At 71.9% G+C, this 19,856-nt stretch carries 20 protein-coding genes; 11 read left to right on the forward strand and 9 right to left on the reverse strand.

Features of this window, described 5'->3' with window-relative positions; all coding sequences use genetic code 11:
* The first annotated feature begins 29 nt into the window (after positions 1–29).
* The 6 genes from cobM to cobC are packed head-to-tail and all read left to right on the forward strand — an operon-like array spanning position 30 to position 6,347.
* Entirely contained in the window at positions 30–848 is an 819-nt protein-coding gene (gene cobM, locus ACZ69Q_RS23150; RefSeq protein WP_471044863.1) for a precorrin-4 C(11)-methyltransferase, read from the forward strand.
* Complete coding sequence (cbiE, locus tag ACZ69Q_RS23155) at positions 845–2,083, forward strand: precorrin-6y C5,15-methyltransferase (decarboxylating) subunit CbiE (RefSeq protein WP_471044866.1); 1,239 nt, start codon at positions 845–847, stop codon at positions 2,081–2,083. The genes cobM and cbiE overlap by 4 nt, the downstream gene beginning before the upstream one ends.
* Complete coding sequence (gene cobJ / locus ACZ69Q_RS23160) at positions 2,080–3,780, forward strand: precorrin-3B C(17)-methyltransferase (protein ID WP_471044868.1); 1,701 nt, start codon at positions 2,080–2,082, stop codon at positions 3,778–3,780. Before cbiE ends, cobJ begins: the two co-directional genes overlap by 4 nt.
* On the forward strand, positions 3,777–4,367 hold the full coding sequence (locus tag ACZ69Q_RS23165) for a precorrin-8X methylmutase (protein WP_471044870.1): 591 nt from the start codon (positions 3,777–3,779) through the stop codon (positions 4,365–4,367). Before cobJ ends, ACZ69Q_RS23165 begins: the two co-directional genes overlap by 4 nt.
* A complete protein-coding gene (locus ACZ69Q_RS23170; RefSeq protein ID WP_471044872.1) occupies positions 4,364–5,296 on the forward strand; it encodes a sirohydrochlorin chelatase in 933 nt (310 codons plus the stop codon). The genes ACZ69Q_RS23165 and ACZ69Q_RS23170 overlap by 4 nt, the downstream gene beginning before the upstream one ends.
* Positions 5,286–6,347, forward strand: coding sequence for an Rv2231c family pyridoxal phosphate-dependent protein CobC (cobC, locus tag ACZ69Q_RS23175; RefSeq protein WP_471044875.1), 1,062 nt, complete (start codon positions 5,286–5,288; stop codon positions 6,345–6,347). Before ACZ69Q_RS23170 ends, cobC begins: the two co-directional genes overlap by 11 nt.
* Positions 6,348–6,518: 171 nt before the next feature.
* On the opposite strand, the gene ACZ69Q_RS23180 is transcribed toward cobC, so the two are convergent.
* From ACZ69Q_RS23180 to ACZ69Q_RS23200, 5 genes are all read right to left on the reverse strand, one after another.
* Positions 6,519–7,427 carry an SCO1860 family LAETG-anchored protein gene (locus ACZ69Q_RS23180; RefSeq protein WP_471044877.1) on the reverse strand — a complete coding sequence of 303 codons (909 nt, stop codon included), beginning with the start codon at positions 7,425–7,427 and terminating at the stop codon, positions 6,519–6,521.
* A 255-nt stretch (positions 7,428–7,682) separates the two neighbouring features.
* Entirely contained in the window at positions 7,683–8,774 is a 1,092-nt protein-coding gene (locus ACZ69Q_RS23185; RefSeq protein WP_471044880.1) for an amidohydrolase family protein, read from the reverse strand.
* Between the two features lie 20 nt (positions 8,775–8,794).
* The gene (locus ACZ69Q_RS23190; RefSeq protein ID WP_471044883.1) at positions 8,795–9,604 is read right to left on the reverse strand and encodes an amino acid ABC transporter ATP-binding protein; all 810 of its coding nucleotides are present in this window, start codon (positions 9,602–9,604) and stop codon (positions 8,795–8,797) included.
* Positions 9,601–10,434, reverse strand: coding sequence for an amino acid ABC transporter permease (locus tag ACZ69Q_RS23195; protein ID WP_471044885.1), 834 nt, complete (start codon positions 10,432–10,434; stop codon positions 9,601–9,603). Before ACZ69Q_RS23195 ends, ACZ69Q_RS23190 begins: the two co-directional genes overlap by 4 nt.
* A 4-nt stretch (positions 10,435–10,438) precedes the next feature.
* The gene (locus ACZ69Q_RS23200) at positions 10,439–11,287 is read right to left on the reverse strand and encodes a basic amino acid ABC transporter substrate-binding protein (RefSeq protein WP_471044887.1); all 849 of its coding nucleotides are present in this window, start codon (positions 11,285–11,287) and stop codon (positions 10,439–10,441) included.
* Between the two features lie 137 nt (positions 11,288–11,424).
* Here ACZ69Q_RS23200 and ACZ69Q_RS23205 point away from each other — a divergent pair, with 137 nt between their 5' ends.
* From ACZ69Q_RS23205 to thpD, 5 genes are all read left to right on the forward strand, one after another.
* Positions 11,425–12,528, forward strand: a complete 1,104-nt coding sequence (locus ACZ69Q_RS23205) for a pyridoxal-phosphate-dependent aminotransferase family protein (protein WP_471044889.1) — start codon at positions 11,425–11,427, stop codon at positions 12,526–12,528.
* Positions 12,529–12,961: 433 nt separating this feature from the next.
* The gene (ectA, locus tag ACZ69Q_RS23210; RefSeq protein ID WP_471044891.1) at positions 12,962–13,468 is read left to right on the forward strand and encodes a diaminobutyrate acetyltransferase; all 507 of its coding nucleotides are present in this window, start codon (positions 12,962–12,964) and stop codon (positions 13,466–13,468) included.
* Positions 13,469–13,498: 30 nt separating this feature from the next.
* On the forward strand, positions 13,499–14,770 hold the full coding sequence (gene ectB / locus ACZ69Q_RS23215) for a diaminobutyrate--2-oxoglutarate transaminase (protein ID WP_471044893.1): 1,272 nt from the start codon (positions 13,499–13,501) through the stop codon (positions 14,768–14,770).
* A gap of 98 nt (positions 14,771–14,868) precedes the next feature.
* Entirely contained in the window at positions 14,869–15,273 is a 405-nt protein-coding gene (locus tag ACZ69Q_RS23220; RefSeq protein WP_471044894.1) for an ectoine synthase, read from the forward strand.
* A gap of 7 nt (positions 15,274–15,280) precedes the next feature.
* Positions 15,281–16,183, forward strand: coding sequence for an ectoine hydroxylase (thpD, locus tag ACZ69Q_RS23225; protein ID WP_471044895.1), 903 nt, complete (start codon positions 15,281–15,283; stop codon positions 16,181–16,183).
* Positions 16,184–16,201: 18 nt separating this feature from the next.
* On the opposite strand, the gene ACZ69Q_RS23230 is transcribed toward thpD, so the two are convergent.
* From ACZ69Q_RS23230 to ACZ69Q_RS23245, 4 genes are all read right to left on the reverse strand, one after another.
* A complete protein-coding gene (locus ACZ69Q_RS23230; RefSeq protein ID WP_471044896.1) occupies positions 16,202–17,203 on the reverse strand; it encodes a maleylpyruvate isomerase family mycothiol-dependent enzyme in 1,002 nt (333 codons plus the stop codon).
* Between the two features lie 72 nt (positions 17,204–17,275).
* Positions 17,276–17,881, reverse strand: coding sequence for an RNA polymerase sigma factor (locus tag ACZ69Q_RS23235; protein ID WP_471044898.1), 606 nt, complete (start codon positions 17,879–17,881; stop codon positions 17,276–17,278).
* Positions 17,882–17,921: 40 nt separating this feature from the next.
* On the reverse strand, positions 17,922–18,971 hold the full coding sequence (locus ACZ69Q_RS23240) for an aminotransferase class V-fold PLP-dependent enzyme (protein ID WP_471044900.1): 1,050 nt from the start codon (positions 18,969–18,971) through the stop codon (positions 17,922–17,924).
* A 95-nt stretch (positions 18,972–19,066) separates the two neighbouring features.
* On the reverse strand, positions 19,067–19,783 hold the full coding sequence (locus tag ACZ69Q_RS23245) for a DsbA family oxidoreductase (RefSeq protein WP_471044901.1): 717 nt from the start codon (positions 19,781–19,783) through the stop codon (positions 19,067–19,069).
* Positions 19,784–19,856: the final 73 nt, after the last annotated feature.

The raw sequence follows: 19,856 nt of genomic DNA on the forward strand, positions 1-19,856 counted from the left end.
CCGTACCTGTAGGAGAGGACCGAATCCCCATGGCCGATGCCCCCACCGGCAAAGTGACCTTCGTCGGTGCCGGCCCCGGCGCCGCCGATCTGCTGACGTTCCGTGCCGCGCGCGCCATCGCCGAGGCCGACGTCGTGATCTGGGCGGCCAGCCTGGTCCAGGCGGAGGTCCTCCAGCACGCGCGCGAGGACGCCGAGATCCTCGACTCGGCGACCATGTCCCTGGAGGACGTCGTCGGCGTGTACGAGCGGGCGTGGGCCGAGAACCTCAAGGTCGCCCGTATCCACTCGGGTGACCCGGCCCTGTGGGGCGGCACGCAGGAGCAGCTCGACCGATGCGCCTCGATCGGCATCGCCACCGAGGTCGTACCCGGCGTCTCCGCCTTCTCCGCCGTCGCCGCGCTCGCCCAGCGAGAGCTGACGATCCCCGAGGTCGCCCAGTCCGTGGTGCTGACCCGGCTCGGTGGCGGCAAGACGCCGATGCCGCCCGGCGAGGAGGTGCGGGAGTTCGCCAAGCACGGCACGACGATGGCGATCTTCCTGTCGGCCGCCCGCAGCGGGCAGCTCGTGCGGGAGCTGCTGGAGGGCGGGTATCCGACGTCCACGCCGGTCGTCGTCGCCTACCAGGCGACCTGGCCGGAGGAGCTGGTGGTGCGGTGCACCATCGAGACGCTGGAGGAGACCGTCAAGGAGCACAAGCTCTGGAAGCACACCCTGTTCCTGGTCGGCCCGGCACTCGACGCCCACGGCACGCGCTCGCACCTGTACCACCCCGGCCACTTCCACGGATACCGCAGGGCCGACCCGCAGGCCCGCAAGGCCCTGCGTGAGCGGGGAGCCGGTACGTGATCACCGTCGTAGGCACGGGGACCGGAGAGCCGCTGCCCGGGGACGTCCTCGCCGGGGCCGAGCTGGTCGTCGGCGGGGGGCGGCATCTGGACGCCGCCGGCCCGGCCGAAGGCGTGGCGCGGGTCGTGCTCGGGGCGCTGGCCCCGGCTCTGGACACCATCGCGGAGTACGTCGAGAAGGACCGGCGCGTGGTCGTGCTGGCCTCCGGCGACCCGGGGTTCTTCGGGATCGTGCGGGTGCTGGCCGAGCGGTTCGGGCCGGAGCGGCTCCAGGTGCGGCCGGGAGTGTCGTCCGTCGCCTCCGCGTTCGCCCGGATCGGGCTGCCCTGGGACGACGCGGTCGTCGTCAGCGCGCACGGGCGGGAGCTGCGTACGGCGGTGAACGTGTGCCGGGCCCGTCCGAAGGTGGCCGTGCTGACCGGTCCGGGCTCCGGGCCCGCCGAACTGGGCGCCGCGCTCGCCCGCAAGGCCGACACGCGGGTGCTCGTCGTGGCCTCCGCGCTGGGTACCGAGGACGAGCACGTGGAGCGGGTGACGCCTGTGGAGGCCGCCGCCCGTGACTGGGGCACGGCCGTGAGCGTCGTGCTGTGCCTGGACCCGGCAAGGGCGCTCGGTGGCGTGCGTACGGTCGCCGGGGCGGGCGCCAGGCCCGCCTCGTGGGCGCTGGACGAGGGCGAGTTCGCCCACCGCGACTCGATGATCACCAAGTTCGAGGTACGGGCGCTCGCGCTGGCCCGCCTCGGGCCGCGGCTCGGCGAGCTCGTGTGGGACGTCGGCGCGGGCTCCGGGTCGGTGGCCGTGGAGTGCGCGCGGCTGGGTGCCGCCGTCACCGCGGTGGAGAAGACCCGGGACGGGGTCGAACGGATCCGCGCCAACGCCGTCGCACACGGCGTCGACGTGCACGTGGTGCACGGGGCGGCACCCACCGTCCTGTCCGACCTGGAGGATCCGGACGCCGTGTTCATCGGCGGCGGGGGACGCGAACTGCCGGCCATCGTCACCGTGTGCGCGCGGCGCGCCCGGCGCGCGGTCGTCGTCGCGATGGCGGCGCTGGACCGGGTGCCGGCCGCCCGCGAGGCGCTGACCTGCGCCGGGTTCGACTGTGACGGGGTGCTGCTGCACTCGTCGCGGCTCGCGCCGCTGCCGGGGGATGTGACGCGGCTCGCGTCGACGAATCCGGTGTTCTTGCTGTGGGGTGTCAGAAAGCCCCTGGACCGTGAGGGAGTTGCTCAGTGATCGGCCTCATTTCCGCCACCTCGGCGGGGTCGGCGGCGCGGGACCGGTTGGCCGCGGCGTGGCCGGACCGGGTGCGCGTGTACGACGGGCCCGTCGGGGACGCCGTGCGGCGGGCGTTCGCGGAGTGCGAGCAGCTCGTGTGTTTCCTGGCGACCGGTGCGGTCGTACGGCTGATCGCGCCGATGCTGGGCGACAAGGCGAGCGACCCGGGTGTGGTGTGCGTCGACGAGGGCGGCCGGTTCGCCGTGTCGCTGGTCGGCGGGCACGGCGGCGGCGCGAACGAACTCGCGCGCGAGGTCGGGGAGTTGCTGAGCGCCGAGCCCGTCGTGACGACGGCCACCGACGCCGTGGGGGTGCCCGGTCTTGACACGCTCGGGCTTGCGGTCGAGGGCGATGTCGCCGGGGTCTCGCGGGCACTGCTCGACGGCGAGCCGGTGGCCTTGCGGGCCGAGGTGGCCTGGCCGCTGCCGCCGCTGCGGGCGGGCGCCGAAGGGGCGTACACGATCCGTGTGACGGACCGGCTGGTGGAGCCCGTCGAGCGGGAGGTCGTGCTGCGTCCGCCGTCGCTCGTCGTCGGCGTCGGGGCATCCAAGGGCGCCCCGGCCGACGAGGTGCTCGGGCTGGTCGAGAGCGCGCTGCGGGACGCCGGCCTGTCCCCCGCGTCCCTCGCCGAACTCGCCACCGTCGACGCCAAGGCCGGCGAGCCCGGCATCGTCGCGGCCGCCGAGCGCCTCGGCGTCCCCCTCGTCACCCACTCCGCCGACGAGCTGGCCGTGGTGGAGGTCCCCAACCCCTCCGCCGCGCCGCTGGCCGCCGTGGGCACCCCCTCGGTCGCCGAGGCCGCCGCTCTCGTGGACGGCGGTGAACTCCTCGTACCGAAGCGGAAGTCCGAGCGTGCCGACGGGCGGCCGGCAATGGCGACCTGTGCCGTCGTACGGCGGCCCGGGCGCGGGCGGCTCGCGGTCGTCGGGCTCGGACCGGGTGCCCGTGACCTGCTGACGCCGCGCGCGAAGGCGGAGCTGCGGCGGGCGTCGGTGCTGGTCGGGCTCGACCAGTACGTCGACCAGATCCGCGACCTGCTGCGGCCCGGCACCCTGATCCTGGAGTCGGGGCTCGGCGCCGAGGAGGAGCGGGCGCGCACGGCGGTCGAGGAGGCCCGCAAGGGGCAGGCCGTCGCGCTGATCGGCAGCGGGGACGCGGGCGTGTACGCCATGGCCTCCCCCGCGCTCGCCGAGGCGTCCGACGACATCGACGTGATCGGCGTACCTGGGGTGACGGCCGCGCTCGCCGCCGCCGCGATCCTCGGCGCCCCGCTCGGGCACGACCATGTGTCCATCAGCCTCTCCGACCTGCACACTCCGTGGGAGGTCATCGAGCGGCGGGTGCGGGCGGCGGCCGAGGCGGACATCGTGGTCACCTTCTACAACCCGCGCTCCCGGGGCCGTGACTGGCAGCTCCCCAAGGCGCTGGCGATCCTCGCCGAGCACCGCACGCCCACGACGCCGGTCGGGGTCGTACGGAACGCGTCGCGGCCGGACGAGTCCAGTCGGCTCACGACACTGGGCTCTCTGGACCCGGCGACGGTCGACATGATGACGGTCGTGACCGTCGGCAACACCGCGACCCGGGAGATCGCCGGGCGCATGGTGACGCCGCGCGGCTACCGCTGGCAGGCGTCGCAGGAGGGCCCGAGGTGAACCGAGTCGTCCATCCGATCGAGGTGGAGTCCTATCGGCGGCTGCGCGCCCGGCTGGACACCTCGCACTTCCCGCCGCTGAGCCGGGCGGTCGTGGAGCGGGTCATCCACTCCGCCGCCGACCTGGACTACGCGACCGATCTCGTCCTGGACGAGGGTTCCCTGGAGAAGGCGCATGCCGCGTTGCACGCCGGGGCGCCCGTGGTCGTCGACGTCGAGATGGTGGCCGCCGGGATCACCCGCCGGGAGACCGTCTGCCGGCTCAGGGACGCCGTCGCCGGTCCGGGGCTGACCCGGTCGGCGCACGCCATCCGGCTCGCGTACGAGCAGGTCGGTCCGGGCGCCCTCTGGGTGATCGGCAACGCGCCGACCGCCCTGGAGGAGTTGCTCACCCTCGACGTCTCCCCCGCGCTCGTCATCGGCCTGCCCGTCGGCTTCGTCGGCGCGGTCGAGTCCAAGGCCGCGTTGCGCGAGAGCGGGCTGCCCGCCGTGAGCAACGTGTCCGAGAAGGGCGGCTCGGCCGTGGCCTCCGCCGCGCTCAACGCCCTGCTGTACCACCCCGTTTCGCACTCCGAGGAGAAATCTTGACCACCCCGCCGCCCGCCCTGCTCATCGCCGGTCATGGCACCCGGGACGACGCCGGAGCCGAGGCGTTCCGCGACTTCGTCCGGGAGCTGGGGCGCCGCCACCCCGAACTGCCCGTCGCGGGCGGCTTCATCGAGCTGTCTCCGCCGCCGCTGGGCGAGGCCGTCACGGAGCTGGTCGAGCGCGGCGTCCAGCGGTTCGCCGCGGTGCCGCTGATGCTGGTGTCCGCCGGGCACGCCAAGGGCGACATCCCGGCCGCGCTGGCCCGCGAGAAGGAACGCCACCCCGGGATCTCCTACACCTACGGCCGCCCGCTGGGCCCGCACCCGTCGCTGCTGTCCGTGCTGGAGCGGCGCCTCGACGAGGCGCTCGGCACCGAGGGCAAGCGCACGCCCGGGGACCGGGCCGATGTGACCGTGCTGCTGGTGGGGCGCGGCTCGACCGACCCGGACGCCAACGCCGAGGTGCACAAGGCGGCGCGGCTGCTGTGGGAGGGGCGCGGTTACGCGGGCGTGGAGACGGCGTTCGTGTCGCTGGCGGCGCCGGACGTGCCGAGCGGGCTCGACCGGTGCGTGAAGCTGGGGGCGCGCAGGATCGTCGTCCTGCCGTACTTCCTGTTCACCGGCATCCTGCCGGACCGGGTGCGCCACCAGACCGAGGGCTGGGCGGCTGCCCACCCGGAGATCGACGTGCGCTCGGCGGACGTCATCGGTCCCGAGCCGGAGCTGCTGGACCTGGTGATGGAGCGCTACGAGGAGGCCGTGAAGGGCGATCTGCGGATGAACTGCGACTCGTGCGTGTACCGCATCGCGCTGCCCGGCTTCGAGGACAAGGTCGGCCTGCCGCAGCAGCCGCACTTCCACCCGGACGACGACGACCACCACCACGGGCACGGTCATCACCACCACGGCGCCCACTCACATGCCCACTGAGGCACACGACCTGCGCCATCACGGCGACGCCGAGGTCCGTGACGACGGCTCGGCGCTCGTCGACCTCGCCGTGAACGTCCGCGCGGACACGCCGCCCGCATGGCTGCGCGAGCGTATCGCCGGGTCGCTGGGCTCGCTCGCGGCCTACCCGGACGGGCGGGCCGCGCGGGCGGCCGTGGCGGCACGGCACGGGCTGCCGGCGGAGCGCGTGCTGCTGACGGCGGGGGCGGCGGAGGCGTTCGTGCTGCTGGCGCGCGCCCTGAAGGTGCGCCGGCCGGTCGTCGTGCACCCGCAGTTCACGGAGCCGGAGGCGGCGCTGCGGGACGCCGGGCACACCGTCGACCGGGTGCTGCTGCGGGAAGAGGACGGCTTCCGCCTCGATCCGGCGGCCGTCCCCGAGGATGCCGACCTGGTGGTGATCGGCAACCCGACCAACCCGACCTCGGTACTGCACCCGGCCGCGTCCATCGCCGAACTGGCCCGTCCCGGGCGGACGTTGGTGGTGGACGAGGCGTTCATGGACGCGGTGCCGGGCGAGCGGGAGGCGCTCGCCGGGCGGACGGACGTGCCGGGTCTGGTGGTGCTGCGCAGCCTGACCAAGACCTGGGGGCTGGCCGGGCTGCGGATCGGCTACGTCCTGGCCGCCCCGGACACGGTCGCCGACCTGGAGCGCGCCCAGCCCCTGTGGCCGGTCTCCACACCGGCGCTGGCCGCCGCCGAGGCCTGTGTTTCGTCCCAGGCGCTGGCGGAGGCGGCCCACGCGGCCCACCGCATCGCCGCCGACCGGGCGCATCTCGTCGCGGGACTGGCCGAGTTCGCGCCGGCCGGACTGCGGGTCGTCGAACCGGCCGAGGGCCCCTTCGTGCTCGTACGACTGCCGGGGGCGGCCGCGGTGCGCCGGCGCCTGCGCGACCTCGGGTACGCGGTCCGGCGCGGGGACACCTTCCCCGGGCTGGGCGAGGAGTGGCTGCGCCTCGCGGTGCGGGACCGCGGGACCGTCAACGGGTTCCTGCGGGCGCTGGAGCGTGCGGTGGACCCGGCGGCAGGCTGAGCGCTGCGGTGAACGTGCCCTGATACGCCGTCGTTCGTCCGCGGCGCCCTCGTGACCGGTCACGCCCACGCGGCGGAGCCGCATATCGATACGGCCCCGCGCCGGCGGATCGCAGTCGACTTCACCGCGTCCGCTCGGCCGGGTCCCGCCGGTCCCGGGGCGCGCTCGCGATCAGCTCCTGCGACGCCGCGCCAGCGCCACCGCGCCGCCGCCCGCCAGGAGCAGGACCACCGCGCCGCCGGCGATGTACGGCGTCATGGAGTTGCCGCCGGTCTCGGCGAGGCCCTCGCCGGCGGGCTCGCCCTGGGGCTTCACGTCGCCGACCGGATCCGTGCCCGGCTCGGCCTGCTGCTCGGGCTCGGCCGGGGTCTCGCAGGTCGCCTTCGCCAGCGTCAGGGTGCCCTCGACCTCGGCGACGTTCAGCTTCAGCGGGTTGACGGAGACCTTGAGTTCGAGCGCGGTGGCGGCGGCGGTGCGCGAGGTCTGCTCCGTCTTGGAGTAGTCGAGCCGCACCTCGCCGACGCCGGGAACCTCGACGTTCGTGGTGCCGCCTGCGGTCAGCGTGACCTTCTTGCCCAGCACGGTGACGTCGCCGAGCAGGTTGGAGGAGGCGGTCGGCTCCTTGCCGGCCTCGCAGGTCGCCCTGGAGGTGACCTGGCCGACCTCGATGAGCGACAGCAGCGGCAGACCGGGGACGTGGACCTTGGCGTGGGCGAGGTTGGTGTACCCCTCGGCCTTGCCGTCCTGGACCGTCGCCTTGGACCGGGCGACCTCGGCGTTCAGGACGCTGAAGGGCTCGCCGCCGTCGACGCCGTTCAACTGGGCGGTCAGTGTGGCCTTCTCGGCGCTCCGCGGCGCCTGGACCTCGTTCAGGGAGACCGCGAGCGGGACGTTCACGGTCTTGTTGAGCAGGGAGACGTCGAGCCCCGTACGGAGCACGACGGCGCTCGCGCGACCCTCGTCACCGGTCGCGTGCGCGGGGCCCGCGGCGCCCAGGACCACCGGAGCGGCGGTCAGGGCGGTGGCCGTCGCGACGGTGGCGAGACGGCGTGCGGGCAGGCGGAAGTTCTTGCCGTTCAAGGTGGGGACCCCCAGAGGAGACTTGCTCGGGACCCGGCAAGAATTGCGCACTGAGAGTGAAGAGTCAGCACTCCGGCGGGAGTTCACTCCAACGTGACTCTCCCGTGAAACTTTTCGAATCCCTGGGCACGGATGTTCCTCGAAGTCACCCCCGTACCCCCTTCTGTGCGAGCGCGCGCGTGGCGGCGTCGGCGCACTCCAGGAGCGTCGGGCGGCAACACGGTCCGGCCTCCGTCACGCTGAGTGAGCGAGCGGCTAGCCGACGACCCGCCCGTTGAGCACGATCCGCCGGGGTGCCGCGAGGACGCGGACGTCCGCGCGCGGGTCGGTCTCGTACATCACGAGGTCCGCTGCCGCGCCCTCCTCCAGGCCGGGGCGGCCGAGCCAGGTCCGGGCCGCCCAGGTCGTCGCCGCGAGGGCGTCGACGGCGGGGATCCCGGCGGTGACCAGTTCCGCGACCTCGGCGGCCACCAGGCCGTGCGGAAGGGTGCCGCCCGCGTCCGTGCCGACGAAGACCGGGATGCCGGCGTCGTAGGCCGCGCGGACCGTGTCGTAGCGGCGTTCGTACAGCCGGCGCATATGGGCCGACCAGCGCGGGAACTTGGACTCGCCGCCGTCGGCCAGCTTCGGGAAGGTGGCGATGTTGACGAGGGTGGGGACGACGGCCACCCCGCGCTCGGCGAACAGCGGGATCAGGTCGTCCGTCAGGCCCGTGGCGTGCTCGACGCAGTCGATGCCCGCCTCGACCAGATCCCTCAGCGAGCTCTCGGCGAAGCAGTGCGCGGTGACCCGGGCGCCCAGTCGGTGGGCCTCGGCGATACCGGCCTCGACCGCCTCGCGCGGCCAGGTGGGCGCGAGGTCGCCGAGGTCGCGGTCGATCCAGTCGCCGACCAGCTTGACCCAGCCGTCGCCGCGCCGGGCCTCCTGGGCGACGTAGGCGACCAGGTCCTCCGGCTCGATCTCGTGCGCGTAGCCGCGGATGTAGCGGCGGGTGCGGGCGATGTGCCGGCCGGCCCGGATGATCTTCGGCAGGTCGTCGCGGTCGTCGACCCAGCGGGTGTCGGAGGGCGAGCCGGCGTCGCGGATCAGCAGGGTGCCCGTGTCGCGGTCGGTCAGTGCCTGCTTCTCGGCGACGTCGTCGTCGACCGGGCCGTGCGCGCCGAGGCCGACATGGCAGTGCGCGTCGACGAGGCCGGGCAGGGCCCAGCCCTCGACGGTGCGGACGTCGCGGGCGCCGGCCGGACGGTCGTAGGAGATCCGCCCGTCGACGACCCACAGCTCGTCCCGGACGTCGTCCGGACCGACGAGAACCCGGCCCTTCACGTGCAGCACAGCGCGTTCGCTCATGACTGCACCTTAGTGAGCGGCTAGTCGCCCTTGCCGACCTGGTCGGAGGTCTCCTCCTCCACCTCGGCCATCGCCGGGTCCAGGAGCCGCGACAGGAAGTGGCGGGTGCGTTCGTGCCGGGGGTTGCCGATGACCTGGTCGGGGGCGCCGTCCTCGACGACCACTCCGCCGTCCATGAAGACGACCCGGTCGGCGACCTCGCGCGCGAAGGTCATCTCATGGGTGACGACCATCATCGTCATGCCCTCGTCGGCCAGCATGCGCATGACGGCGAGGACGTCGCCCACCAGCTCGGGGTCGAGCGCGGACGTCGGCTCGTCGAAGAGCATCACCTGCGGGCCCATGGCGAGGGCGCGGGCGATGGCGACGCGCTGCTGCTGGCCGCCGGAGAGGGACGCGGGGTACGCGGTCGCCTTCTCCGACAGGCCGACCCGCTCCAGGTTCTCGGCGGCGACCTTCGCGGCGGCCGCCTTGTCGCGTCCGAGGACCCTGCGCTGCGGCAGCGTGAGGTTCTCGGTCACCGTCAGGTGCGGGAACAGGTTGAACTGCTGGAAGACCATGCCGATACGGCGGCGTACGGCGTCGATGTCGACGTCCGGGTCGGTGAGTTCGGTGCCGCCGACGAAGACCTGGCCCTTGGTGGGCTCCTCCAGCAGGTTGACGCACCGCAGCAGCGTCGACTTGCCCGAGCCGGACGGGCCGATGACGCACACGACCTCGCCCTGGCGGATCTCCAGGTCGATGCCGCGCAGGACCTCGTTGTCGCCGAAGGACTTGTGCAGGCCTCGGACTTCGATCTCCGGGCCGGCCTTGCGAAGGCTCTCGCTCATTTCACGGCCTCCTGGGCCTTCGACTCCATACGGCGTACGACGAAGCCGAGCGGGATCGTGACCAGCAGATAGCACAGGCCCGCGACCAGGATCGGCGTGGAGTTGGCGGTCTGGCTGGCCAGGTCACGGCCGAACTTGGACAGTTCGCGCTCCTGAAGCGTCACACCGAGGAACAGCACCAGCGAGGAGTCCTTGAAGAGCAGGACGAGTTCGTTGGTGAGCGGCGGCAGGATGATGCGGAACGCCTGCGGGATGATGATCGAGATCATGGCGCGGGCGGGCGAGAAGCCCAGCGAACGCGCCGCCTCCATCTGCCCCTTGGGCACCGCCTGGATGCCCGCGCGGATCGTCTCCGCCATGTACGCGGCGGCGACCAGGCCGAGCGCGAGCGCGACCTTGCCGTAGGTGCCGCCCGGGATCTCCGTGCCGGGGAAGGCCAGCGGTACGGCCACACCGATGAAGATGAAGATCAGCAGGGCGGGCAGACCGCGGAAGATCTCGATGTAGACACCGGCGAGCCAGCGGTACGGCCCCACGGACGACAGCCGCATCAGCGCGATCACCATGCCGAGGACCAGTCCGACGACGAAGCCGGACACGGTGTAGAGCACGGTGTTCTTCAGCGCGAGGGTGATGACGTCCGGGAACATCTCCCGGGCGATCGTCCCCTGCGCGAACTGGTTCTTCAGCCGGCCCCAGTCGGCCGCGACCGCGAAGGCGATCACGGCCGCGACGAAGACGACGTACTGGACGCCGCGCGACAGGCTGCGCTTCTGGCGCCGGGTCAGGCCCTTTTTCTTCGGCTGGAGTTGTACGTCCGTGGCGGCCATGGGATCAGGCGGCGGGCGACGGAGAGGCGGCGGACTCGTCGTACGGGCCGATCCACTGCTCGTACAGCTTCTTGTACGTGCCGTCGGCCTTGGCGTCCTTGATCGCCTTGTTGATGGCCTCGCGGAGCTTGTCGTTGCCCTTCTTCACCGTGATGCCGTACTGCTCACCGGTGTTGATCTGCTCGGCGACCTCGAAGGCGGTCGCGTTGGCCTTGTCCTTCAGCCAGCCCTGGACGACCGGGTAGTCGATGACGACGGCCTCGACCTGGCCGGTGCGCAGGCCGTTGAGGACGGCGTCGGAGGACTCGAAGGAGACCGGGTCCAGGCCCTTGCTCTTGGCGTAGTCCTCGCCGGTGGTCTGCGCCTGGGCGCCGACCTTCTTGCCCTTGAGGTCCGCGAAGGAGGAGATGCCGCTCTTCTTGTCGACCAGGACGGCCTGGGTGGCCTCGAAGTACGGGTCGGAGAAGTCGACGTTCTTCTTGCGCTCGTCGGTGATGGTCATGCCGGCGGCGGCGAGGTCGCACTCACCTGCGTTGAGGAAGGCGCCCGTCTTGAAGTTCTCGAAGGGCGTGTCGAGGATCTCCTGCTTCACGCCCAGGTCCTTGGCGACCAGGTCGATCAGGGAGACGTCGAAGCCCTGCACCTTGCCGTCGATCTCCGACTGGAAGGGCGGGTAGGGCAGGTGGGTGCAGGTGGTGAGCTGGCCCGCCTTGACGAGCTCGACACCGCCGGCCGCGGTCTTCGTGCCGCTGCCGCCGTCGTCGTCGGAGGAGCAGCCGGCCACGAGCACCAGCCCTGCTGTCGCGGTGGTGGCGGCCAGAATGCGGGTCCGGCGCCCGAGGGTCGTCTTCACGGGGGGCCTCCTGTGAGGGAACTTTGGGTTCCGATTATAAGGATGAGTTTGAGCTACCCAAACCAAACCGATGGCTGTGGGGTCGCTCGACCTAAGATCGGTGGAGTAGACCTCCACAGAATGAAGCGAGCACGCCCATGACGCACCCCTTCCTGGACCTGGCACCGCTGAGCGCCGCCCGATTCACCGCCGTCGAGGACCGGGTGGCACGGCTGCTCGGGACCCGGCAGGACGTCGTGATCATGCAGGGCGAGGCGCTGCTGCCCCTGGAGGGGGCGATCCGCGGGACGGCCGGGCCCGGCACGACCGCGCTGAACGTGATCACGGGCCCGTACGGGCAGACCTTCGGGGACTGGCTGCGGGACTGCGGCGCGACCGTGATCGATCTGGCGGTGCCCTTCCACACGGCGGTCACGGCGGACCAGATCCGTGCCGCCTTCGCCGAGCACCCTGAGATCGACTTCGTGTCCCTGGTGCACGCGGAGGCGGCCACCGGCAACACCAATCCCGTCGCGGAGATCGGCGAGGTGGTGCGGGAACACGGGGCGCTGTTCTACCTGGACGCGGTGGCGTCGATCGGGGCCGAGCCGGTGCTGCCGGACGCGTGGGGCGTGGACCTGTGCGTCATCGGGGCGCAGAAGGCGATGGGCGGGCCGGCCGGGGTGTCGGCGGTGTCGGTGAGCGAGCGGGCCTGGGCCCGGATGGCGGCGAATCCGCGGGCGCCCCGACGGTCGTATCTGTCGCTGCTCGACTGGAAGGAGCGGTGGATCGACGGCGGGCGCAGGACGCTGCTGCACGCTCCCGCGCAGTTGGAGATGCTGGCGTTGGAGGCGTGCGTGGAGCGGATCGAGAGCGACGGTCTGGAGACGGTGATGGGCCGCCACCGGACCGCGGCACTCGCCACGCGGGCCGGTGCGGTGGCTCTGGGCGGGGGGCTGGAGCCGTATGTGTACGACGAGCGGGACGCCGCTCCCGTCGCGACGACGTTGCGGGTGCCGGCGGGAGTGGTCGCGTCGGAGGTGGTGTCCCGGGCACTGGCGTCGGACCCGGCGCTGCCGCTGGCCGCGGGAGGCGGGGCGCTGGCCAAGGAGATGGTCCGGGTCAATCACTACGGGACGGATGCGACGGCGGGGGCGGTACGGGGATCCCTGGCCGCACTGGGCGCCGCGCTGGCGGAGCGGGGGCTGGACGTGGACGTGGAGGGGGCGTTGCGGGGGGTGGACGGCGGCGGGTGGCGGTAGGGGGTTTCTCGCCCCCGCCGCCCGTCCCACCCTGAAGGGGCTCCGCCCCTTCGACCCCGGCCGGGGGCTCCGCAACGGCCACGTCGACATTCTGCGAGAGCACATCGAAGGCGTTACCGGAGCATGAATTCGGCGTAATTCTGGAATTCTTTTCCAGGGCAGCTCCCCATACTCTTCTGCCCGCTTTCTTCGACCCTAAACGCAAAGATTCCGCGAACACCAACCGCACTAATTCGGGCAGATCTCGTGAGAGTTACATGCCTGTGACGCGTTCCACATTGCGTCCGGTTTGTATGGTATTAAGGGGGCAGAATGGGGCGTATCGCAGCACCTCAAGGGCTTTCCTCACGCCCGCGTGATAACACACCCCTGCGCCACACGTAACCCCTCACGGCCATGCAATTTCGAATTTCCCTCGGTAAATTCAATTCGCATGACTGCCGCACAAGCAGACCTGCAAATCGACCGTCCGGCGGTGGCCGACGGGGCCGCGCTGTGGCGGATTGCCAGAGACTCCAAAGCCCTCGACCTCAACTCGTCGTACAGCTATCTGCTGTGGTGTCGCGACTTCGCCGGAACGTCGGCCGTCGCGCGGGACGAGCGCGGGGAGCCGGTCGGCTTCGTCACCGGGTACGTACGCCCGGACCGTCCGCGCACCCTGCTCGTCTGGCAGGTGGCCGTGGACGACGCGTACCGCGGGCGCGGCATCGCCGCCGCGCTGCTCGACGGACTCGTCGCGCGGGTCAGCGGCGAGTACGGCATCACGAGCGTCGAGACCACCATCACGCCCGGCAACACCGCATCCGATCGGCTCTTCGACTCCTTCGCCGAGCGGCACGGCGCCGCCCTGGAGCGGGACGTGCTCTTCCCCACCAGCCTGTTCCCGGACGGACCGCACGACCCCGAAGTGCTGTACCGCATCGGCCCCCTCTCCCTCTGACACCCCCCACGCAACAAGGAGCGATTCGTCGTGACCATCACCCAGCCCGACCTCAGCGTCTTCGAGACCCTCGAGTCCGAGGTGCGCAGCTACTGCCGCGGCTGGCCCACCGTCTTCGACCGCGCCCGGGGCAGCCGCATGTACGACGAGGACGGCCACGAGTACCTGGACTTCTTCGCCGGCGCCGGCTCGCTGAACTACGGGCACAACAACCCCGTCCTGAAACGGGCGTTGATCGACTACCTGGAGCGCGACGGCGTCACGCACGGACTCGACATGTCCACCAGCGCCAAGCGGGCCTTCCTGCAGACCTTCCAGGACCTGGTGCTGCGCCCGCGTGACCTGCCGTACAAGGTCATGTTCCCGGGCCCGACCGGCACCAACGCCGTGGAGTCCGCGCTGAAGCTTGCGCGCAAGGTGAAGGGCCGCGAGGCCATCGTGTCGTTCACCAACGCCTTCCACGGCATGTCCCTGGGCTCGCTCGCCGTCACCGGCAACGCCTTCAAGCGGGCCGGCGCCGGCATCCCGCTGGTGCACGGCACCCCCATGCCGTTCGACAACTACTTCGACGGCACGGTCGAGGACTTCCTGTGGTTCGAGCGGCTCCTGGAGGACCAGGGCTCGGGGCTCAACAAGCCCGCCGCCGTGATCGTGGAGACAGTGCAGGGCGAGGGCGGCATCAACGTCGCCCGTCCGGAGTGGCTGCGGGCGCTCGCCGAGCTCTGCGAGCGGCAGGACATGCTGCTCATCGTCGACGACATCCAGATGGGCTGCGGGCGTACGGGTGCCTTCTTCTCGTTCGAGGAGGCGGGCATCACCCCCGACATCGTCACCGTGTCCAAGTCCATCAGCGGCTACGGACTGCCCATGTCGCTGTGCCTGTTCAAGCCCGAGCTGGACATCTGGGAGCCGGGCGAGCACAACGGCACCTTCCGCGGCAACAACCCGGCCTTCGTCACGGCCACCGCCGCCCTGGAGTCCTACTGGGCCGACGGCAGCGCGATGGAGAAGCAGACCCGGGCCCGCGGTGAGCAGGTCGAGCAGGGCCTGATCGCCATCTGCGAGGAGAACCTCGCAGATGTGAAGGAGTACCGGGGCCGCGGGCTGGTGTGGGGCATGGAGTTCCACGACAAGGAGCGGGCCGGCCGGGTCGCGCGCCGCGCCTTCGAACTCGGACTGCTCGTGGAGACGTCCGGCCCGGAGAGCGAGGTCATCAAACTGCTGCCCGCCCTCACCATCACCCCGGACGAGCTCGACGAGGGGCTCCGCGTCCTGGCCCGCGCCGTCACCGAGACCGCCTGACCGGCGCCGAAAGACCCCCGGCCGACGGACGGCCCGCCCGATGGGCCGTCCGTCCGGGAGCACCGAGTACACCCCCACCTAGGAGGCATCGCAACACCGTGATCGTCCGTTCGTTCAAGGACATCGAAGGCACCGACCGCCATGTGAAATCGGCGTCCGGCACCTGGGAGAGCAAGCGCATCGTCCTCGCGAAGGAGAGGGTCGGCTTCTCGCTCCACGAGACGATCCTGTACGCGGGTACGGAGACGTCGATGTGGTACGCGAACCACATCGAGGCCGTCGTCTGCGTCGAGGGCGAGGCCGAGCTGACCGACCACGAGAGCGGGCTGACCCACTCGATCACGCCCGGGACCATGTACCTCCTGGACGGGCACGAGCGGCACACGCTGCGGGTGAAGGAGGACTTCCGCTGCATCTGTGTCTTCAACCCGCCCGTGACCGGCCGCGAGGACCACGACGAGAACGGGGTGTACCCGCTGCTCACCGAGCCCGAGGAGGTGTGAGAAACCCATGACCACCGCCATCACCGGAAACGTCACCGATCTCTACCCCAGCCGCGCCGCCACCGAGGTGTCGACGCCGCGCCAGGACCCCGTCGTGTGGGGCGCCCCTGACACCCCGGGCCCGATCACGACCGGCGACCTGCAGTCGTTCGAGCGTGACGGCTTCCTGGCCATCGACCAGTTGATCGGCGCGGACGAGGTGGACGTCTACCACCGCGAGCTGGAGCGGCTGATCGCCGACCCGGCGATCCGCGCGGACGAGCGGTCGATCATCGAGCCGAAGTCCAAGGAGATCCGGTCCGTCTTCGAGGTGCACAAGCTCAGCGAGGTGTTCGCCGCGCTGGTGCGCGACGAGCGGGTCGTCGGCCGGGCACGGCAGATCCTCGGCTCGGACGTGTACGTCCACCAGTCGCGGATCAACGTCAAGCCGGGCTTCGGCGCCAGCGGCTTCTACTGGCACTCGGACTTCGAGACCTGGCACGCCGAGGACGGTCTGCCGAACATGCGGACGGTGTCGGTCTCGATCGCGCTGACCGAGAACCACGACACCAACGGCGGGCTGATGATCATGCCCGGCTCGCACAAGACCTTCCTCGGGTGTGCGGGGGCCACGCCGAAGGACAACTACAAGAAGTCCCTCCAGATGCAGGACGCGGGCACGCCGTCGGACGAGGCGCTGACCGCGATGGCCTCCGAGTACGGCATCAAGCTCTTCACGGGCAAGGCCGGTTCGGCGACCTGGTTCGACTGCAACTGCATGCACGGCTCCGGCGACAACATCACGCCGTTCCCGCGCAGCAACGTGTTCATCGTGTTCAACAGCGTGGACAACGCGGCAGTGGAGCCCTTCGCCGCTCCGATCCGGCGCCCCGAGTTCATTGGGGCACGGGACTTCACCCCGGTGAAGTGAGCCTCACGCAGGTGAGCTTCACAGCCACGCCAGCGACGCGGCCCGCTCCAGTACGTTCCGTACGGCGGCCGCGTCGCCCGTGGTGCCCCTGGGCACCGTCTCGGGGGCGTGCCGTCCGCCGACCAGCAGGCAGAAGTCGTACGGATCGAGGCTGAGTTCGGCCTGTACGGGCTCGTCCGCGGAGCCCAGCACCCATTCCTCGCCCCCGGTGACCGAGAACAGCACCGGGGGCGCGGTGGGTCCCAGGGCCAGTCCGAGGACGCGGACGGCGAGGCGGACCAGCCGCTCCAGGTGCTCCGGCGGCGGCAGCGGGACGGCGAGGCCGAGGGCGCGGCCGAGGTCGTCGGTGTGGATCCACGTCTCGAAGCCGCGTACCAGGAAGTGGTCGGCGACGGGCAGCCGCATCCCCATCAACGTCACGGCCCGCGCGGCGAGTTCGGCGTCCCGGGCCTCGGGCGTGCCGAGGAGCCGGCCGGCCTGCGCGGCCCAGTCGGCCACGGTCTCCTCGGGCGTACGGCCGTGCTCGTGGGCGATGACATCGGCACTGCGGCGGTTCCAGGCGTCCTCCCAGTGCGCGCCCTCCTCGATGTGCGAGGGCGGCACGCGCGCGTCGACGCCGAGCCGGCCGGCCAGGTGCTCGTCGGCGGCCAGGAGGTGGGCGACGGTGGCGTGCGCGTCCCAGTCGTGCACGACCGGTGTGGCCCAGCGTCCCGCCAGCTCGGGCAGCAGCGCCTTGAGCCCGGCGACGGCGGCGGCGTAGGGGGCGGCGTGGGCGGCGACACCGGCCACGGACGGCCGGGTGCGCAGGGCGAGGGAGAGCACCCCGTCGGGCGACCGGGTGGAAGCGGTGAGCGGCGACCCGTCGAGCAGCCGTACCGTCTCCTTCAGCCTCGCCGCCTCCGCGGCGCAGCTCCCGCAACCGGCCAGGTGCGCCGAGACGGTCTCCGCGTCGGCCGGGTCGAGGGCGCCGAAGGCCCAGGCGGCCAGCAGATCAGGTACGGACCCGTGTCCGTCGGTCATCGCGCGCCTCCTCTGCGTGCCCGTTGCCCGCGAGAACCTCGCTCGGCCTTCCTGCGGGTACCCCTCTCGCCATCATGCGCCCCTTTCGAGCGCCGGGTCGGGCGGGTCGGCCAAAGTTTCCGCCAAGGAGCGCAGGGCGCTGCGCAGCCGGGTCTTGGCGGTGCCCTCGGGTATGCCCAGCTCCACGGCGGCCTGCCGGTAGGTGCGGCCGGCGAAGTAGGCGAGGTGCACCACCTCGCGCTGCGGCTGCGGGAGTTCGGCGAGGGCGGTGTGCAGCAGCATGGAGCGCTCGCGGTCGACGACCGTCTCGTCGGGACCGGGACCGGCGTCCGGGATGGCCTGGAGCGCGGAGTCGTCGGCGCCGGCGTCCTTGCGGTGCCGGGCCTCGCTGCGCACCCAGTCCACGGCCCGCCGGTGGGCGAGCACGGACAGCCAGGTGCGCAGCGAGCCACGGCGCGCGTCGAAGGTGTACGGCCGGCTCCACAGATGGGCGAAGACCTCCTGCGCCACGTCCTCGGCGGCACCCGGCGAGCGTGTCACGCGCACGGCGACCCGCCGCACCAGCCCGCCGTACGCCGCGTACACCTCGGCCAGCGCGGACTCGTCGCCGTACACCAGCCGCCGGTGCACCTCCGCGTCGGCAGGCGGCGGTGCGGAGGTAGCGCCCGTGGACTCCACGTGCCCTTCCTAGCGTCCCGGCCGGGCCCGCGCCAGTGGTTCAGGCAGACAGGACGTCGAGCAGACGGTCGACATCGGCGGGCGTGTTGTAGAGGTGGAACGCCGCGCGCAGGTTGCCCGCGCGGTCGGAGACCTCCACTTGGGCGCTGCTCAACTCCGCCTGGCGGCGGCCGAGTCCGGGCACGGAGACGATCGGCGAGCCGGGCGACGGGACGGGCTCGTGACCGAGGGAGGCAAGGCCCGCGCGGAACCGGTCGGCGAGGGCGAGGTCGTGCGCGCGGACGGCGTCCACACCGAGCTCCTCCAGCAGTTCCAGGGAGCGGCGGGCGCCGGCGTAGGAGAAGAGGGCGGGACTCTCGTCGAACCGCCGTGCGGAGTGGGCGAGTTCGTCGATGGGGCCGTAGCACGCGTCCCAGGGGCGCTCCCCCGCCACCCAGCCGGCGAAGAGCGGGGTGAGCCCGCCGAGGTCCTCCGGGACGACCAGGAAGGCCACGCCGCGCGGGCAGACGAGCCACTTGAAGGCGACGGAGGCGGAGTAGTCGTAGGCGTCCGCGTCGAAGTCCAGCCATCCGCTTGCCTGGGACGCGTCGATGTACGTACGCGCCCCGTGCCGGCGGGCCGCCTCCCGGATCGCGGGCAGGTCGGCGACCCGGCCGTCGGCGGACTGCGCGGCGCTGACCGCGACCAGGGCGGTGCCGGGTCGCACCGACTCGGCGACCCGCTCCAGCGGCACGGTGCGCACCTTGAGGTCGGTGCGGACGTGGAAGGGGTTCACAACGGAGCTGAAGTCGCCCTCGGCGGTGAGGACTTCGGCGCCCTCCGGGAGGGAGGCCGCGATCAGGCCGCTGTAGACCGCGACGGAGGCCCCGGCCGCCACCCGGCGCTCGGGCACCGAGACGAGCCGTGCGAAGCAGGCGCGGCTCGCCTCGACGTCCGCGAACATGTCGGTCGGCTGCCCGGCGGCCGCGGCCTGAACCGCGGTCCGCATGGCGGCGACGGTGCGGGCCGGCAGCAGGCCGGTACTGGCCGTGTTCAGGTAGGTGTTCTTCGGCGCGAACTCGGTACGGACGAGGCTCTCGAAGGTCTCCATGGCTCCACTGTGGGCCCCGGAGAACTAACAGTCCATTGACTATTTTTACGTGGTTTCCCTAAGCGGCACTTATAGGTCGGCCGCCACCTGCGCTTTTACTTCTGCGGTACCGCGCACCCGTCGGGGCCGCACGCGTCCGCGTCACCCTGGTCGATGAGCCGAAGCGGCGACCGCTCGCCCCACGCCTGCGTCAGGGCCTGCTCGAAGACCTCGGCGGGCTGGGCGCCGGAGACGCCGTACTTGCGGTCGAGGACGAAGAAGGGCACGCCGTTGGCACCGAGCTCGGCCGCCTCGCGCTCGTCGGCCCGCACGTCGTCGGCGTAGGCGGACGGGTCGGCGAGCACCTTGCGGGCGTCCTCGGCGTCGAGGCCGGCGGCCACGGCCAGCTCCACGAGGCGCTCGTCGCCCTCGGAGAAGACGGACCGCTCCTCGGCGAAGTTCGCCTTGTACAGGACCTGGATGAGCTCGTCCTGCTTGCCCTGTTCCTTGGCGAGGTGCAGGAGCCGGTGCATGTCGAAGGTGTTGCCGTGGTCGCGGCCCTCGGTGCGGTACGCGAGGCCCTCCGCGGCGGCCTGCGCGCCCAGGTTCTCCTCACCGGCCTGCGCCTGCGCGGCGCTCATGCCGTACTTCTTGGTGAGCATGGTGATCACGGGCTGGATGTCGCCCTTGGCGCGCCCGGGGTCCAGCTCGAAGGAGCGGTGCACGACCTCGACCTGGTCGCGGTGCGGGAAGGCGTCGAGCGCCTTCTCGAAGCGGGCCTTGCCCACGTAGCACCAGGGGCAGGCGATGTCGCTCCAGATCTCGACGCGCATGTCTACGGCTCTCTCCAGGTCGTGCGGATACGGAGACACCCTCCGCAGACTGGATGAACGTTCAAGCAGCGGG

It is taken from the genome of Streptomyces sp. NPDC036764 (genome assembly GCF_055609385.1).